14 protein-coding genes, 1 other RNA gene and 1 pseudogene are annotated in these 15,132 nt (G+C 56.9%); 12 read left to right on the forward strand and 4 right to left on the reverse strand.

What is annotated here, in order from left to right; translation table 11 throughout:
• Nucleotides 1-21: 21 nt before the first annotated feature.
• A protein-coding gene (locus ABNF92_RS00065; RefSeq protein ID WP_349342663.1) for an IS3-like element ISMaq2 family transposase occupies nucleotides 22-1,229 on the forward strand; the annotation gives its coding sequence in 2 pieces (ribosomal slippage) (nucleotides 22-349 and nucleotides 349-1,229; 1,209 coding nt in all).
• Between the two features lie 32 nt (nucleotides 1,230-1,261).
• Here the strand turns inward: ABNF92_RS00065 and prsK are convergent.
• The 4 genes and pseudogenes from prsK to ABNF92_RS00085 form a co-directional block, all read right to left on the reverse strand.
• A pseudogene (gene prsK, locus ABNF92_RS00070) lies at nucleotides 1,262-2,824 on the reverse strand (XrtA/PEP-CTERM system histidine kinase PrsK); the annotation flags it as partial.
• Nucleotides 2,825-2,907: 83 nt separating this feature from the next.
• Nucleotides 2,908-3,855, reverse strand: coding sequence for an SDR family oxidoreductase (locus ABNF92_RS00075; RefSeq protein ID WP_349343079.1), 948 nt, complete (start codon nucleotides 3,853-3,855; stop codon nucleotides 2,908-2,910).
• Nucleotides 3,855-4,670 carry a lysophospholipid acyltransferase family protein gene (locus ABNF92_RS00080; protein ID WP_349343080.1) on the reverse strand — a complete coding sequence of 272 codons (816 nt, stop codon included), beginning with the start codon at nucleotides 4,668-4,670 and terminating at the stop codon, nucleotides 3,855-3,857. The genes ABNF92_RS00075 and ABNF92_RS00080 overlap by 1 nt, the downstream gene beginning before the upstream one ends.
• Nucleotides 4,667-5,590 (reverse strand): D-hexose-6-phosphate mutarotase, encoded by a 924-nt coding sequence (locus ABNF92_RS00085; RefSeq protein ID WP_349343081.1) that lies wholly within the window; start codon nucleotides 5,588-5,590, stop codon nucleotides 4,667-4,669. Before ABNF92_RS00085 ends, ABNF92_RS00080 begins: the two co-directional genes overlap by 4 nt.
• Before the next feature lie 181 nt (nucleotides 5,591-5,771).
• On the opposite strand from ABNF92_RS00085, the gene ABNF92_RS00090 reads away from it, so the two are divergent.
• From ABNF92_RS00090 to ABNF92_RS00140, 11 genes are all read left to right on the forward strand, one after another.
• Nucleotides 5,772-6,473 carry a 2OG-Fe(II) oxygenase gene (locus tag ABNF92_RS00090; RefSeq protein WP_349343082.1) on the forward strand — a complete coding sequence of 234 codons (702 nt, stop codon included), beginning with the start codon at nucleotides 5,772-5,774 and terminating at the stop codon, nucleotides 6,471-6,473.
• Nucleotides 6,474-6,580: 107 nt separating this feature from the next.
• Nucleotides 6,581-6,677, forward strand: an RNA gene (gene ffs, locus ABNF92_RS00095) — signal recognition particle sRNA small type.
• Between the two features lie 167 nt (nucleotides 6,678-6,844).
• On the forward strand, nucleotides 6,845-8,809 hold the full coding sequence (gene dnaX, locus ABNF92_RS00100; protein ID WP_349343083.1) for a DNA polymerase III subunit gamma/tau: 1,965 nt from the start codon (nucleotides 6,845-6,847) through the stop codon (nucleotides 8,807-8,809).
• 3 nt (nucleotides 8,810-8,812) lie between these two features.
• The gene (locus ABNF92_RS00105; protein WP_053115401.1) at nucleotides 8,813-9,136 is read left to right on the forward strand and encodes a YbaB/EbfC family nucleoid-associated protein; all 324 of its coding nucleotides are present in this window, start codon (nucleotides 8,813-8,815) and stop codon (nucleotides 9,134-9,136) included.
• A 31-nt stretch (nucleotides 9,137-9,167) separates the two neighbouring features.
• Nucleotides 9,168-9,770: a recombination mediator RecR gene (gene recR, locus ABNF92_RS00110; RefSeq protein WP_349343084.1), complete on the forward strand. Its 603-nt coding sequence runs from the start codon at nucleotides 9,168-9,170 to the stop codon at nucleotides 9,768-9,770.
• Nucleotides 9,771-9,801: 31 nt separating this feature from the next.
• Nucleotides 9,802-10,965 (forward strand): HRDC domain-containing protein, encoded by a 1,164-nt coding sequence (locus tag ABNF92_RS00115; protein ID WP_349343085.1) that lies wholly within the window; start codon nucleotides 9,802-9,804, stop codon nucleotides 10,963-10,965.
• Nucleotides 10,962-11,255 (forward strand): YcgL domain-containing protein, encoded by a 294-nt coding sequence (locus ABNF92_RS00120; protein WP_069183496.1) that lies wholly within the window; start codon nucleotides 10,962-10,964, stop codon nucleotides 11,253-11,255. Before ABNF92_RS00115 ends, ABNF92_RS00120 begins: the two co-directional genes overlap by 4 nt.
• The gene (locus ABNF92_RS00125) at nucleotides 11,252-11,698 is read left to right on the forward strand and encodes a YcgN family cysteine cluster protein (protein WP_349343086.1); all 447 of its coding nucleotides are present in this window, start codon (nucleotides 11,252-11,254) and stop codon (nucleotides 11,696-11,698) included. Before ABNF92_RS00120 ends, ABNF92_RS00125 begins: the two co-directional genes overlap by 4 nt.
• A complete protein-coding gene (locus ABNF92_RS00130) occupies nucleotides 11,698-12,042 on the forward strand; it encodes a hypothetical protein (protein ID WP_069183498.1) in 345 nt (114 codons plus the stop codon). The genes ABNF92_RS00125 and ABNF92_RS00130 overlap by 1 nt, the downstream gene beginning before the upstream one ends.
• 38 nt (nucleotides 12,043-12,080) lie before the next feature.
• Nucleotides 12,081-14,246 (forward strand): VWA domain-containing protein, encoded by a 2,166-nt coding sequence (locus tag ABNF92_RS00135; protein ID WP_349344044.1) that lies wholly within the window; start codon nucleotides 12,081-12,083, stop codon nucleotides 14,244-14,246.
• Between the two features lie 17 nt (nucleotides 14,247-14,263).
• On the forward strand, nucleotides 14,264-15,106 hold the full coding sequence (locus ABNF92_RS00140) for a MoxR family ATPase (RefSeq protein ID WP_069183500.1): 843 nt from the start codon (nucleotides 14,264-14,266) through the stop codon (nucleotides 15,104-15,106).
• Nucleotides 15,107-15,132: the final 26 nt, after the last annotated feature.

Genomic DNA, 15,132 nt, shown 5'->3' on the forward strand with positions numbered 1-15,132 from the left:
TAGTGCAAAGGAGTGTCCAAGGTGGAGAGAATCGAAGTCATAACCGGAGTGCAGCGCCGTCGCCGGTATTCCGCGCAGGAGAAAGCATTCATGGTTGCAGAGTGTGAGCAGCCAGGCATGTCGGTATCGCTTGTAGCCCGGCGTCATGGTATATCAGCAAGTCTGTTGTTCCGTTGGAAGAAGCTGATGAAAGACGGTGGCATGTCCGCGATTGAATCCGGTGATGAGGTTGTAAGCGCATCCGAGGTCAAAGCCCTGAAAAAGAAGGTTCGGGAGCTGGAGCGGATGTTGGGCCGCAAGACGATGGAAGCTGAAATACTCCGGGAAGCCCTGGAGGTGGCTCAGTCAAAAAAGTTGATCTCGCGCATGCCGTTGCTGCCACCGGACGATACCCTCTGAAGCGGGTTGCGGAAGTGCTGAAGGTATCGCGCTCCAATCTTCTGGATCGCCTTCATGGTCGCCAGAAAGGCCGAAGCCCGAGATACAGCAAACAAGACGATGACCGGCATTTGCCGTTTATCCGTGAGCTGTGCGAGGCCCGTGCTGCCAATGGCTATCGAAGGATCACGGCTCGACTGAATCGGTTGCTCGCAGCCAACGATGAGCGAGTAAACCACAAGCGCGTGTACCGACTGATGAAGCAGGATGGGCTGCTGTTACCCCGGTATACAGGGCGACCTCAAGAGCGCTGCCACAATGGCCAGGTTATTACGTTGAAGCCGGACCTTCGTTGGTGCTCAGATGGCTTTGAGATCCGCTGCTGGAACAAGGAGGTTGTCCGCGTAGCCTTCAGCCTGGACTGCTGTGATCGCGAGCTGATGCGCTATGTAGCGACTACTGGTGGCATCACCGGTGAGATGGTTCAAGACCTGCTGCTGGAAAGCTTGGAATACCGGTTCGGCCAGTCAGAGCGAGTGCCTCATCCGCTGGAATGGCTGACGGACAATGGCAGTTGCTACATTGCCAAAGAAACGCGAGCCTTCGCGTCCTCTCTGGGCTTTGTCGTGTGTACCACACCGGTGAGAAGCCCTCAGAGCAACGGCATGGCTGAGGCCTTCGTGAAGACGTTTAAGCGCGACTATGTGTACTTGAACGATCTCCCTGATGCCGCCACGGTGATGGCCAGGTTGCCGGAATGGGTCGAAGACTATAACCGCAGCCACCCGCACAAGGGGCTGAAAATGAAATCGCCCTGGGAGTACCGGGCGGAACTGGCATCAAACGAATGAGGTGGTGTCCGGTTTAGCGGGGGCAACTACAGGACGGCATGTTCAGTGGTGTTTATCATGTCGTCTATAAACGCTGGGTTGTTCCGGTGTTTCGGGGCATTTTTTACGAGCAAAGATAGTTGGGCGATAACTGTTTTAAGGTCGTGGACCATAAACGCCGAGGCTTTGCTGACCGCCTCAAACTGCATGGCACGGGACAGGCGATTCTGTGCATCCGCCTGGGCCAGAAGGTTGGTAGTTTGGCGGGCGACTACTTTGATCAGGTCGAAATTCTCCCAGTTTAATTCCACCCTGGCGTATGGGTTGCCAACCAGTGCCATGCCGTAGAGTTCGTTGCCCAGATAGAGCGGAATGATCAGCCAGCCGTCGGGTGTTTTGGCGATTGCGTCTGGTATTTCGAGCAGGTTGTAGCTGACGGGGTCCGCCTTATATTCGTGCAGGTCTACAATCCACTCGCGATCCTTGAAAAAGCGCACCAGCTCTGAATCGCTATCGATCATGGTGTATCTGGGGGTCGAGAGGTTGACGGCTGCCTTGAGGATGTAGGCGTCCTGTTCGCTAATCAACCAGATTGCGCCGGCATTGCTTTCAACCAGGCCCGCCAGCATGCGGATTACCCGTTCGGGCAGGGGTGGATCGTCACTGAGGTCCGCCAGTTCCCGAGTCATTTTTAGCCACTCTTCCCGGTAATCGTATTTGTAGTCAAAGAAATTCTGGCTGATCAGAACCATCAGCTTGGAACGTATCCGCCGGGAAAGCAGAAGTGTAACTAGGAACACCAGTGAGATTGTAAAAAACAGAACCTGGAGGGCATCGCCCCAATCGCCTCCAACCACTCGGACATAATAGCCGCCGAGAGCCAGGAACAGGAGATAGCCGCCGGCGAAGACGAGTGTGCCGGCGTGAAACACCGCTGACCGGGACAGTTGGAAGTCGACCGGTTGCTTTCGGGTGTTGATGACGTTGACGGCGAACAGGGGGGTGAGTAGAGCGTTTACAAAGCCACGGGCGTTCCAGAATGAATCGGCAACATGACCAAAAAGCAGGGCGTCGGCATACATGAAAAAGTCAAAGGCAAAGATGGTGGCAACGCCAATGCAAATATACTTGATGCTCGATCGGCCGAAACTGGGAGAGTTGCGCCAGATTTGCTCAACCAGTGACAGCCCCAGAAGCGTGAGTCCGATTTGGCCCAGGAGTTTGACTTTGCCGGTAGCTACGCTTACCTCGGCAAAATGTTCCGCAAGGCCTATCCCCAGAAGAACAACGAGCAGGGTCGCGGCGCTTGCCCCCAGCACCTGTTTCACTTTGCCTGTAAGCTTTTTTTCTCCTAGACCGTCTTTCAGAAGTGCAAACAGCAGGTAAATCCACGCTGCGTCACGGACCAATTCGATAAGGTAGCGGATATTGAAGCCGGGGTAGCCCCAAAGGCTTTGGCTGACGAGTGACCCTGCCCAGATTGCAGTGACTGTGGCCGCAAGTGCCAGCGCCCGATCGACGCCGCGCCGGAGGTATCTCGTTGCAACCAGTACCGCCAAGAGCCCGAACGTAATCGACGCCAGTGAATAGCTGAGTACGTCCATGTTGCTGAACATGCCTTAGCACCCCAAAGAAAGAAGTCCTTGTCAAAGAATAGTCTTGTTTGAGATCCAGCGTAACTTATGTAGTCAGCCTTTACCTAAACCGGCCTCTTATTCTCCCGATAAAACCGGAAAATCTCCTTCAGCGGCCGCTTGGGCTCAAACCCGAACTCCTTCACAAACGCCCGCCCGTCTATTACCACCGGATACTTGAAGAATGCCATCAGGTAGGACGGAAAACTCTTGAGCTTAAGCGTGCCGAGGATCATCTTCGGCACCATCGGCGGAACTGAGGGTACAGGAATCCGTTTGCAGCCGCAGAGCTTCAACGCGTGCTGGTACGCTACCCAGTCCTGCGGTGCAACGTTGTACACGCCACGTGTCGGTTTTTTATACGCCAGTACAATCGCATCGGCCATGTCATCAATATGGATGAATTGCATCATGGGGGAAAAGCCCGCCAACACCGGTGCCCGTTCACTGGCCAGCAGCGTGCTAATGGTATTACGCACGCCGGGGCCCACGATGTTGCAGGGCCGCAGGATGGTGATGTTCAGTTCCGGGTAGCGCCACAGGTAGATGTTGGCGAGGTTTTCCAGCTCAACCGAGTCGATCAGGTCGGCACTGAGCCCCGCACTTTTCAACGGGGCAGATTCATCAATGAGTGCCGGGTTGTAGGCCACGGCGCCGTATACGTGGAAGGTTGAGAGCACCACCACCCGTTTGATGCCGTACTTGTGGCTCAGGTCCAGGAGTTTCTGGGTGCCCAGCACGTTGGCGTTGTACCGGCGCATACGGGTGAGCTGGCTGGACATGATCCGGCCCATGTGGATCACGCCATCAAACTGGTATCGCCGGAACAGATCCTCGAAAACCCTTTTGTTGAAATCGATACAGTAGCTGGGAATGTCGTTGCCCAGGTAGACCTGTTCCCGAAAATCCACGGCGACCAGGTCGCAGGTGTCGCGGAGTTGCTCAATAACCTGTTGGGCAAGGGCGCCGGCGGCACCGGTAATCAGAATGTGCGGTCTGCGTTGTTCGGTCATCAGAAAAGCCTTTTCCTTTCGCTCAGTCCCTTGTCGATCAACCGGCTGATTTCCGCTTTCACCTTCTCCACGCGCTCGGTGACCTGTTCTTCAGGGATTTCCAGATCGTCAAAGTACATCGGGGCTCCGAAATTCAGGTGTACCTTTGCCGGTAGCACCACGGGCATGGCGACCGGGGCGTAAGGGATGCCCAGAGCCTTTGCCAGGGGCTTGATGTTGGCGATGGCCGGGATGGTTTCCTCACAACCAACCACACCCACGGGCACGATTGGGGCTTTGTATTTCATGGCGAGGTGCATGAAGCCATTGCCGAAACGCTTGAGCTTGTAGCGGTCCTGGTAAAGTTTTCCGGAGCCGCGCACGCCCTCCGGGAACACGATGACCGCTTCGTCGTTGGCGAGCATCTTGGCGCAGTTGACCGGGTCTCCAAGCACTGCGCCCACTTCATTAAGCAGGTTTCCCAACCAGGGTACAGTCGGGAAGAAGCGCTCAATCATGGCTCTTGGAATGCGGGCATCTTTTTCCCGGGAGGCGAGGGCGTAACCGATCAGCAAGCCATCAATGGGTAATTGCCCGCTGTGATTGGCAATAATCAGCACCGGACCCTCGGCGGGAATGTTCTCGACGCCGTGCGCCTGCACCCGGAAGTATTTTTCGTAAATCTGTTTGGTAATCGAAAGCCCGTATTTGATGGCTTCGTTGTTAAAGCCCCAGGGATCGTAGCCCAGGCTGCCGATGGGTTTGCGGATGCGGTTGATATGTTCGTCCAGCTCCGCGGGAACCAGTCGGGTTTTCAGAAATGATGCCAGGCTCATGATTTCCTTCCGATGAATACGCCTAATGTGTGGCTTTGTCCTTTATTTAGCACCCGATAGTCGCTGGCGGCATTGGCGGTTTCGACGCACAGCATGGACTGCCAGGCGGTATTGGGGAAATCCGACAAGCTTGCCGCTTTCGCAGGCCCCGGGTTCCAGACCACAGTTGAGTCGCTGCCCACAGCAGAAAGTTTACGGCCGGTTCGGGGTGTTACAACGGTGAGGGTCTCGCCGCTCTCATAAATCCGGTCAGTTTCCCCTTCGAAATACACCGGCCCTTCCTGGTTGCGGTATTCCCAGTTATCCAGGGTGTCGATGTACTGGCTGTTTCCGAGCCCCAGTACTCGTGTGCGGGTTATGTCACTCGTTGGCAAATAAGTATGGAGTGCCTGGGTAAACGCGAGGGGATCGTTACCCAGGTTTGTGGTGGTCAGTGCCAGCTGGCAGCCCCGGATGGAAAAGCTGAACGTGAGCAGGGCGAGTGCGTGGCCAATCCAGACATCACTGAAGTCCTCGTTGGCATCCAGGGACAGGCTGATCTCTACTTCGTGGGCGTTTTCCCTGACGTCTTCCAGTTTCCACAGGGCGGTGCGGGCAAAGCCGTGGGGTTTGTCAGTATGGATCCGCTTTCGGACTTCCGGCGCATTGCGGGCAGGATCCCCGAACCAGGGCCAGCAGACCGGAATGCCACCCCGGATGGCGCGGCCTGGTTCGTAGCGGGCGGTTGGGCTCATCCACAGCCAATCGGACTCATCCTGGGGCTTGAAGCTAGCCAGGTGGGCTCCCTGGAGAAACAGAGTTGCCTGAAACAGAGGGTGATGTACCTCGAGGGCTTCCAGTTGCCCGATCGTTTTCCAGCGCGTGAAGGACCACTGGCCCGGCGATAGTGAGAGCGGTGGCCTGTTACTGCTTTCTGACATGATTATCTGCTAATGGGAATCTGCTGAGTGAAACCGGTTAAGTGTATTTGCCTACACAGAGAGTAAATTAAAACTGCCGCTCCGGCGAGAATTGCGCCTAAAATACGCTCAAATTATGCACGAGGCCCGACGATGGAAACGCCGGTAATAGTCCCAATCAACGATCCCCCTGAACACCCCCTTGAGTAGCGTCTGCGATGCAGTAGCAGGCAGTGATGTTCAGTCAACCGACCTTGCGCCGGATCACCGGGAGCTGTTGTCCGAGGAATGGCTGGACGAGCTGGCTTCGGGGTTGAGTGAGCATGGTTGGATGTCACTTGATGCCCGCTCACGGCTGGGTGAAAACCTGTTGGCCGCGCTGAAGCAGGAAGTGCAGATTCTTGATCGTACTGATGCCATGAAAAAAGCCGGTATTGGCCGTGGCAATGATCTGATGCGTGACCGCTCGGTTCGACGCGACAAGATTGCATGGTTGCAGGGGGTCACAGCACCTCAGGCTGCGTTGTTTGAATTTTTCGAGACGATTCGCCAGGGGTTGAACCAGAGGCTGTTTCTCGGGTTGAAGCGATTTGAAACCCATTATGCGACCTATCACCCCGGTGATTTCTACAAGCGGCACCTGGACAGCTTCCGGGGCAGGGCGTCTCGCGTTGTCAGTCTGGTGTTGTATCTCAACGAAGATTGGCAAGCAGCCGATGGCGGAGCTCTCCAGGTGTTCAATCGCGACAACGATCAGGAAGTTTGCGGAACCGTATTGCCCGAGGCCGGGCGCATGGCTTTGTTCATGAGCGAGGAAATACCGCACGAGGTGTTACCTGCAAACCGCACTCGTTACAGTCTGGCTTGCTGGTTCCGCCAGGACGAAGTGCCCTTGCCCCTCTAATGCCGATACGGACGGGCGCGCCGATTTGTCATTGTAGTGTGCAAACCCTTTTGCTAATATGCGCGCCGCTTTCAGGGAATTGTTCTGAAACGCCGTTATGGTGGCTCCATTGGTGCCCCCGCAACATGAAACCGTGAACCCGGTCAGGCCCGGAAGGGAGCAGCCGCAGCGGTGGAATTGTGTGCCGGGGTGTCGCTGGTGGAGTCACCCCCAGTTTTCTCTCCCTCTCTCGTTTTTATCTTTCTGATTATCCTTGATTGCCGTGAACTTATGTCCGGACCTGGCGTGCCCGTTTCCGAGACCGAGTTTGCTTCTTCTGAAACCTCGTCCGTGCTAAGGTTAAACCCGTTTTTCACTGCAGTTGGCGGAACATGAGCTACCAGGTACTTGCCCGTAAATGGCGCCCACGCACCTTCGAGGATATGGTGGGCCAGGAACACGTGCTCCAGGCGTTGATCCACGCCCTGGAAAGCCAGCGTCTTCATCACGCCTATCTGTTCACGGGTACCCGTGGGGTAGGCAAGACCACCATTGGTCGGCTTCTCGCCCGCTGCCTGAACTGCGAAACCGGCGTCACGCCCAATCCCTGCGGTGAATGCTCCAGTTGCCAGGAAATCCAGGAAGGCCGGTTTGTGGATCTGATAGAGATTGACGCGGCGTCTCGCACCGGCGTGGATGATATGCGGGAACTGACCGATAATGTCCAGTACGCACCCACTCGCGGTCGCTACAAGGTGTACCTCATTGACGAGGTGCACATGCTGACGAATCAGTCCTTCAATGCCTTCCTGAAGACGCTTGAAGAGCCACCGGAACACGTCAAGTTCCTGCTGGCGACGACGGATCCCCAGAAGCTGCCGGTTACGGTGTTGTCCCGGTGCCTGCAATTCAACCTCAAGCGAATGACGCCAGAGCATATCGCTGGCCACCTCCGCCATGTGCTGGGTGCCGAGGATATTCCATTTGAGGAGCCGGCCCTGTGGCTGCTGGCCCGGGCTGCCGATGGCAGTATGCGTGATGCCCTGAGCTTGACCGACCAGGCAATCGCTTTCGGTAACCAGAAGCTGTCGGCCAGTGATGTCAGCAACATGCTGGGCACCATTGATCAGCGGGATATTGAGCGCATCGTTGATGCACTCGTTGAGGGCGACGGCCCGGCATTGCTGTCGGAAATCAGCCGGATTTCCGATTTTGCGCCGGATTACAGTGTGATTCTTGCCGATCTGCTGTCGCTCTTCCACCGGGTCACCATGGAGCAGGTGGTTCCGGGCAGTGCCGATAACGCGCTGGGTGATGCCGAGCAAGTCCAGGCCCTGGCTCGCAAGCTCAGTGCCGAGGACGCCCAGCTTTTCTACCAGTCTGCACTGATCGGCCGGAAAGACCTGACCATTACGCCGGATGCACGTATGGGTTTCGAAATGACTCTGCTCCGCATGCTTGCCTTCAGGCCTGGTGCTGATCGGCGAGAGCCGCCCGCTATAAGTTCTGGTGGTCAGTCTGTCGCCTCCGAGCCACGGGATGAGCCCGACCCGGCGCCGAGACCAGAAGCAGAATCAGAACAGCCTGAAACGCAGCAGCCACAGTCTGAGGCGTCGACGGAAGTGGCTGAGGAGCCGGTTCGAGAGGCCAGCCAAACCCCCGTACAGCCAGAGCCGGAACCGGAACCCACACCTGAGCCCGAGCCCGAAATGCCGGTCGCTCCGCCTGTTTCGGAGGAGGATGCCTCCTGGCTGGCCAGCCTTGATGCCCAGGCCGAGGCGGCTGGAGAGTATGAAGAAAACTACCCTCTAAGCGATGACGCGCCGGTTATGGAAGAGCCGGCACCTGACGTCGCCGACGAGCCGGTTGATCAGCCCGCGCCGGCTCCGGAGCCCGCGTTTGTGGAGCCGGAGCCAGCGCCCGAACCAGCGATAGAACCAGCAGTTGAGCAAGAGCCTGTGCCGGAGGGCGAATTTGTGTGGCACCGGGATTTCCGGAGTCTGGGCATTGTTGGTATGCCCGGTAATCTCGCCAGTAACGGCGCCATGTCGCGGGATGGGGATGTGATTACCCTGACAATCGACGAGGGCCACGCCCGGCTGCTTAACAGCCGGCACGAGGAAAAGATTCTGGCTGCCTTGAGAAACCGCTTTGGCGACTCCATTCAGTTACGTACCGAGCACGGTAATCCCGGCCCCCATACGCCTGCGGCTTATGAAGAACGCCAGCGGAAGGCCCGCCAGGAAGCGGCGGAGGCGTCCATTCGCCAGGATCCGGTCGTAAAGTCTATTGTTGAACGATTCGAGGCGCGGGTAGTTGAAGAGAGTATCCGGCCGGCCGAGACAAGCAGGAGATAAGTTATGATGAACAATATGGGCGATATGATGAAAAAAGCCCAGAAAATGCAGGAAGAGATGCAGAAGGCCCAGGAGGAAATTGCCAAGGCAGAGGTGACTGGCGAAGCCGGCGCCGGTCTGGTCAAGGTTACCATGAATGGCCGCCACGATGTTCGTAAAGTGGACATCGATTCATCTCTGATGTCTGAGGAAAAGGACATCCTGGAAGACCTTCTCGCCGCTGCGGTGAACGATGCCGTTCGCCGCGTTGAGGAAAACCAGAAGGAGAAGATGTCCGGTATGATGTCGGGCATGGGCCTGCCACCCGGCTTCAAAATGCCGTTCTGAATTTTACTCTGCCGTCGTTTGAGGACCTTTCATGGCGTTCAGCCCGCTGGTTGATGAGCTTGTAGAATCCCTTCGTTGCCTGCCCGGTGTTGGTCAGAAAACTGCCCAGCGCATGGCTTTCCATTTGCTCGAGCGTGGCCGCTCGGGCGGTACCCGGCTTTCAGAGGCACTGGGCCAGGCCATGAACGGAGTACGTCGCTGCGAAAGCTGTCAGAACTTTGCGGACACCGAAATCTGCGGCATCTGTGAAAATCCTCAGCGCCGCACCGGGACCCTTTGTGTGGTGGAAAGTCCCTCGGATTTGCTGGCCATTGAGCAGGCGGGTGATTACCGGGGTGGTTATTTCGTCCTGATGGGACACCTGTCGCCCATCGATGGCGTGGGGCCTGAAGAAATCGGCATCGAACGCCTGCTGAAAAGGATCCGCGACGAAGGTGTTACGGAACTGATCCTGGCGACCAACCCGACCGTGGAAGGCGAGGCTACCGCCCACTACATAGCGGATCGTCTTGATGGCCAGCGGATCCTTATTACCCGGCTGGCCCATGGCATTCCGGTGGGTGGCGAGCTGGGCTATGTTGACGGATTTACCCTGACGCACGCCTTCCGTGGCCGCAAGCCGCTCTCCGATTGAACCAGAACGAATAATCCTACCAGGCACGTTTATGGATATTTCTGCTCACGCCTCGATGGCTGTTGACGTTCCCCCGGCCCCGGCCCCGGCCAGCATTCATTGGGTCCGGGAGTCGCAGGCGCTGGACCAATGGCTGGATCGCGCACCTGGCAAACCTCTGGCTCTGGACACTGAATTCGAGCGGGTAAACACCTTTTATCCGATTCCGGGCCTCGTTCAGTTGGGACTTGGCGGTGAGTTCTGCCTGGTGGACCCTTCCGTTGCGGAGAAATCCCAACGTTTCCGGGAAATTCTGGCGGATCCGGGTACCCCTAAGCTCCTGTACGCCATGAGCGAAGACCTGGAATTGTTCCGCCAGTGGCTCAACATTGAGCCTGCCGGTGTGATAGACCTTCAAATCGGTGCTGCAATGGCCGGAGCCGGGTTTTCCCTTGGTTACGCCAGGCTGGTGGAAACTCTTTTTGGCGAGACGCTGGACAAGTCCGCCACCCGCTCCGACTGGCTGGCAAGACCATTGAGCGACGCCCAGCAACGCTATGCGATCGACGATATCCGTTTTCTGGAGCCGATGTACCAGTGGGCTAGCCAATTATTGCGTGATCGCGGGCTGGAGGCGGCCCTCGCGGAGGAGTCGGCTCGTTTTGCCGATGAGCTGGCAGGGCAGGAAGATCCGGACAACCATTACCTGAAGCTGCGCGGAGGCTGGACGCTTTCTGCCCAGCAGCAGGGGGTGCTCAGAGAGCTGGTTCGTTGGCGCGAACTGGAATGTCAGCGGCGGGACCGGCCGAGGAACAGGGTGCTGGCTGACGCTCTATTGATTGCCATTGCGGAAAGGCTGCCCGGTTCACTCAAGGAGCTTTCCAACATTCAGGGTGTCCCTTCCGGCGCTGTCCGCCGATACGGTGAAACCATCCTTGAACTTGTTAGCCGGGGGTCGACCGCGGATAATTCCTCCCTTGAGAGGATCGCGCCGCCATTGTCACGGGATCAGCAGGGCTTCTTCAAAAAGTTAAAGCGTCTTTTCAGGAAAGCTTCAGAAGATGCTGATATTCCTATGGAATTGCTGGCGCCCAGGAAGCGTCTTGAGAAGGTTGTGCAGCATCCCGATCTGGCGAAACATGAATTTTTCCAGGGCTGGCGGGCGCAAGTTCTCGCGCCGGTTCGCGCTGATATCGAGGAATTGCTGAAGTCATGAAAGAGCGAGAGTTCGTTTCCGTTTTCCGCAGCAGCAAGAAGAACGACACCTACCTTTTCGTTCGCCGCGGCCAGAACTGGGAGGATCTTCCCGAGAGCCTCCGGGGTATCTTCGGGCAGCCGGTCCACTCCATGGACCTCGTGCTGACACCCGACCGTAAGCTGGCACGAACCACTGGAAAGCAGGTTCTGGAAGCGATCGACGAGAAGGACTTTTTTCTGCAGATGCCGGAAGAGCAGGAAAGCTATGTGGTGGACTTCAAGCGTAAGCTGGAGCAGCGCAATCCATGATTGCCCAGGTGCCGTTCTGGCAGCGTAAACGCCTGAAAGAGATGACGGAGCAGGAATGGGAGTCTCTCTGCGACGGTTGCGGAAAGTGTTGCCTCAACAAACTGGAAGACGAAGACACCGGTGAGGTTTACCACACCGACCTTGTCTGCCGTTACATGGACGAGGAAACCTGCCAGTGCACCGTTTATGAAGAACGGCTAAAGAAAGTGCCGGGCTGCACAGTGCTGACACCGGATACCGTCAGCGACTACCATTGGTTGCCATATACCTGCGCCTACCGAACGTTGGCTGAAGACCGGCCGCTGGCCGACTGGCATCCTCTGCGAAGCGGGGATCCGGGCTCCGTACACGAGGCAGGCGTTTCGATTCGCCACAAGGTCATCTCAGAGGACCGCGTGCCGGAAGAAGACTGGGAAGAACACATCATTCACTGGATCCTGTAATGATTGATACTGATGCACAACTGGCCTACGGGATATTCTGGGCCGCCTACGCCATCGCCTTTGTCGTATTCTTTTACATGATGAAGAGCCTTGTGCGTTTCCTTCCGTTTTACGGGGTTCGTACCCTGATTCTTGCCGCCCTGGTGGCCTTGCTGCTTACCCCGGTGGAGTCGCCAGAACTGGCCGGCTGGTGGATTCCGGCATGGCTGTTTGGCGGTTACGAAATGATTCTCGGCGACGCCGACGCTTCAGGCCGGGCGCTGTTCAATCTCGGTCTGGCTGGATTGGTAATGTTGCTGGTCTGGGTACTGGATCTGGTTCGTTACCGCCTTGTTCGCAAGTAAATCGGGAAAACAATAAAAGGATGGAAGCCTTGAGAAAGATGACATTGAGATGGTTTGGCCTGTTCGCGGCTTTTTTCGCGCTCAGCTTGTCTGCCGGGCTTGGCGCCCAGGAGAGCGATGACGTTCAATTGCCAGAACAGTCGGACGTGCGGATCATTGTCGATATCTCGGGTTCCATGAAAGAGACCGATCCGGAGAATCTGCGTCAACCTGCCGTTCGTTTGCTCGCCCGGCTGTTGCCAGAGGGAGCCAGTGCCGGTGTCTGGACATTCGGACAGTACGTCAACATGCTGGTGCCGCATCAGGAAGTGACCGATGCCTGGCGGGATATGGCCATCCAGCGTTCCGCGCAGATCAATTCCGTTGCGCTCAGAACCAACCTTGGCGCGGCTATTGAGACGGCAAGCGACGACTATTTCACTGACGGCGATCTGAGCCGCACTCATTTTATCCTGCTGACAGATGGTAAGGTCGATATCTCCGACGATGCCGCCGCCAATACGGCAGAAGAAAAACGGATTCTGGACACGATTGTGGCGGATCTCATCGAGCGGGGCGCCACGTTTCACCCTGTAGCCCTGTCAGAGGCAGCCGATACTGACTTTCTGAAGGCCTTGGCGACGGAATCCGGTGGCCGTTTCCAGGTGGCCGATACGGCGGATGCACTGAACCTGGCGTTTCTTCAGGCCCTGAATACCGCGGTACCCCAGGAGCAGATTCCGATTGAGGGCAACGGTTTCACTGTAGACGAGGGCGTCAGTGAATTTACCGCCCTGATTTTCTGGGGCGAGTCGGAGACCTCAGCAACACGGGAGCTTGCCCTGGTTCGCCCGGATGAGCAGACCGTCAATCTTTCTGAATTTCCCGATAATGTCCGCTGGGCCAGGGAAGCCGGCTATGACCTGATTACGGTCAATGAGCCGTTGGCCGGGCAATGGCGTATCAATGGCGAGCTGGGCGAGGGCAGCCGGGTAACGGTGGTCAGCGATCTCAGGATGGTGGTTAATCCACTACCACCGTCGTTTACCGCAGATGACCCGCTGAACATCCGGGTTGGTTTTTTCGAGGAAGGGGAGAAAATCACCAGTTCTGATTTTCTGGGTGTGATTGAGGTCAGCCTCAGTATCACCTCGGAGGATGGCCGGAGCGGAACCAAAGTATTGTCTGATGAGCAGCCGCCGGAAGATGGCACCTATCGGGATACGGTGAGTCGGTTACCAGCCGCTGGACTCTACACCTTTGATGTCGTTGCCGACGGCCAGACCTTCAGCCGCAAGTTCAGTGCGACTGTCGGCTTCACGGTGCCTGAAGGGACGGAACCTGCCGATCAGCCAATTGAACAGGTGGAGCCCGGGGTAATTGAATCGGAGCCCGCCACAGAACAATCTGAGCCGGAGCCGCCCTTATCCGAGCCGGAGCAATCCGAGCCTGAATCTGCGATTTCATCGCCCATTGATGTGAGCCAGGCAGAGGAGCCGGTGACTCCGTCGGCACCGGAGCCTGAGCCGGCGCCTGAGGAACCGGAAGAAACGGAAACCGCCTTTGCAGTACCCTTATGGATGGTCGCAGCAGCTGGCGGTGGTGTGGTTCTGATCGGAGGCCTGGTGTGGTTTGCACTTCGCCAGCGGAAGCAACGCCAACAGGAGCAGACAGAGGCCGCCGCAGAGCGAGAAACGCTTGAGGACCTGCAGGAGGAGCCTCAACCGGAGCCCGAGCCAGAGGCTAGCGACGATGCGGAGGACAATCTTCAGCAAGAGGAGAGACCTCAGCCAGAAGAAAGCCTTCAGCTGGAAGAGGATGCCGAAATCGAGGAGATTCCGGAGGTCACCGAGGAGGCGCCAGAAGATGATATGTCCGAGCTGGAGGCCGTGATTGATGAGCATGAGGCCACTCTGAAAGCGGAAGATGAAGCGCTTTCTGAATCCGAAATGGAATCGGCCGATGACCTGGAAGAGGACATCCCGGTGGCCGATACGCCGGTGGAAGAAGACCCTGCAGAGACGGATGAGGATATCCCTGAGTTGGAGGATGTCGCCGATCCCTCCGACGCTGATGAGCCGGAAGAAGATGACGAGGAAGAGTTCGGGCTTGAGGATTTCGATTTGTCCGAGTTCGACGATTTACCCGATTATGATCAGGATGAGTCCGGATTGCCCGAAGACGATTCGAAGAAAAAGCCTGATCAGAAAGACCAGAAAAAGTAACCAACAGGAACCAGAGCATGAAGTTTACCGGTACCGAGAAATACGTAGCCACCGATGACCTGCAAATGGCCGTCAATGCAGCAATTGCGCTCCAGCGTCCGCTGTTGATCAAGGGCGAGCCGGGCACCGGGAAAACCCTGCTGGCGGAGGAGATGGCCGCCGGCCTGGGTATGAAGCTTATTCCCTGGCACATCAAGTCCACCACCAAGGCTCAGCAGGGTCTCTACGAATACGATGCGGTTTCCCGTCTGCGGGATTCCCAGCTGGGCGATGAAAAGGTCAAGGACATCAGCAACTACATCGTCAAGGGCAAGCTCTGGGAGGCCTTCGAGGCGGACGAGCAGGTGGTGCTGCTGATCGACGAGATTGACAAGGCTGATATCGAATTCCCCAATGATTTGTTGCTGGAACTCGACCGGATGGAGTTCTTCGTCTACGAGACCCAGCAGTCCGTAAAGGCAAAGAAACGTCCGATCGTGGTGATCACCAGTAACAACGAGAAGGAATTGCCGGATGCCTTCCTGCGCCGGTGTTTCTTCCACTACATCAGCTTCCCGGACCACGACACCATGCAGAATATCGTGGACGTACATTTCCCGGGCTTGCAGCAGGAAATCGTTCGCGATGCCCTGGAAGTTTTCTTTGATGTGCGTAAGGTGCCGGGCCTGAAGAAGAAACCGTCTACCTCGGAGCTGATTGACTGGCTGAAACTGCTGATGGCGGATGAGCTGTCTGCGAAAATGTTGCAGGAGAAGGATACCAGCTCGGCGCTGCCACCGCTTTACGGGGCCCTGGTGAAGAACGAGCAGGATGTGCACCTGCTGCAGAAGCTCGCTTTCATGGCCCGTCGTCGCAGCTGATTCTCGGCAAGCTCATTGGCAAGAGT

The organism is Marinobacter sp. MMG032 (genome assembly GCF_040112695.1).
Taxonomy (GTDB): Bacteria; Pseudomonadota; Gammaproteobacteria; order Pseudomonadales; family Oleiphilaceae; genus Marinobacter; species Marinobacter salsuginis.

Bases quoted from the DNA above. Each gene is read 5' to 3' on its own strand.
- ABNF92_RS00085 (WP_349343081.1), bottom strand. From the start codon at position 5,590: ATGTCAGAAAGCAGTAACAGGCCACCGCTCTCACTATCGCCGGGCCAG.
- ABNF92_RS00105 (WP_053115401.1), top strand. From the start codon at position 8,813: ATGATGAACAATATGGGCGATATGATGAAAAAAGCCCAGAAAATGCAG.
- ABNF92_RS00115 (WP_349343085.1), top strand. From the start codon at position 9,802: ATGGATATTTCTGCTCACGCCTCGATGGCTGTTGACGTTCCCCCGGCC.
- ABNF92_RS00140 (WP_069183500.1), top strand. From the start codon at position 14,264: ATGAAGTTTACCGGTACCGAGAAATACGTAGCCACCGATGACCTGCAA.
- ABNF92_RS00125 (WP_349343086.1), top strand. From the start codon at position 11,252: ATGATTGCCCAGGTGCCGTTCTGGCAGCGTAAACGCCTGAAAGAGATG.
- dnaX (WP_349343083.1), top strand. From the start codon at position 6,845: ATGAGCTACCAGGTACTTGCCCGTAAATGGCGCCCACGCACCTTCGAG.
- ABNF92_RS00135 (WP_349344044.1), top strand. From the start codon at position 12,081: ATGACATTGAGATGGTTTGGCCTGTTCGCGGCTTTTTTCGCGCTCAGC.
- ABNF92_RS00075 (WP_349343079.1), bottom strand. From the start codon at position 3,855: ATGACCGAACAACGCAGACCGCACATTCTGATTACCGGTGCCGCCGGC.
- ABNF92_RS00080 (WP_349343080.1), bottom strand. From the start codon at position 4,670: ATGAGCCTGGCATCATTTCTGAAAACCCGACTGGTTCCCGCGGAGCTG.
- recR (WP_349343084.1), top strand. From the start codon at position 9,168: ATGGCGTTCAGCCCGCTGGTTGATGAGCTTGTAGAATCCCTTCGTTGC.
- ABNF92_RS00130 (WP_069183498.1), top strand. From the start codon at position 11,698: ATGATTGATACTGATGCACAACTGGCCTACGGGATATTCTGGGCCGCC.
- ABNF92_RS00120 (WP_069183496.1), top strand. From the start codon at position 10,962: ATGAAAGAGCGAGAGTTCGTTTCCGTTTTCCGCAGCAGCAAGAAGAAC.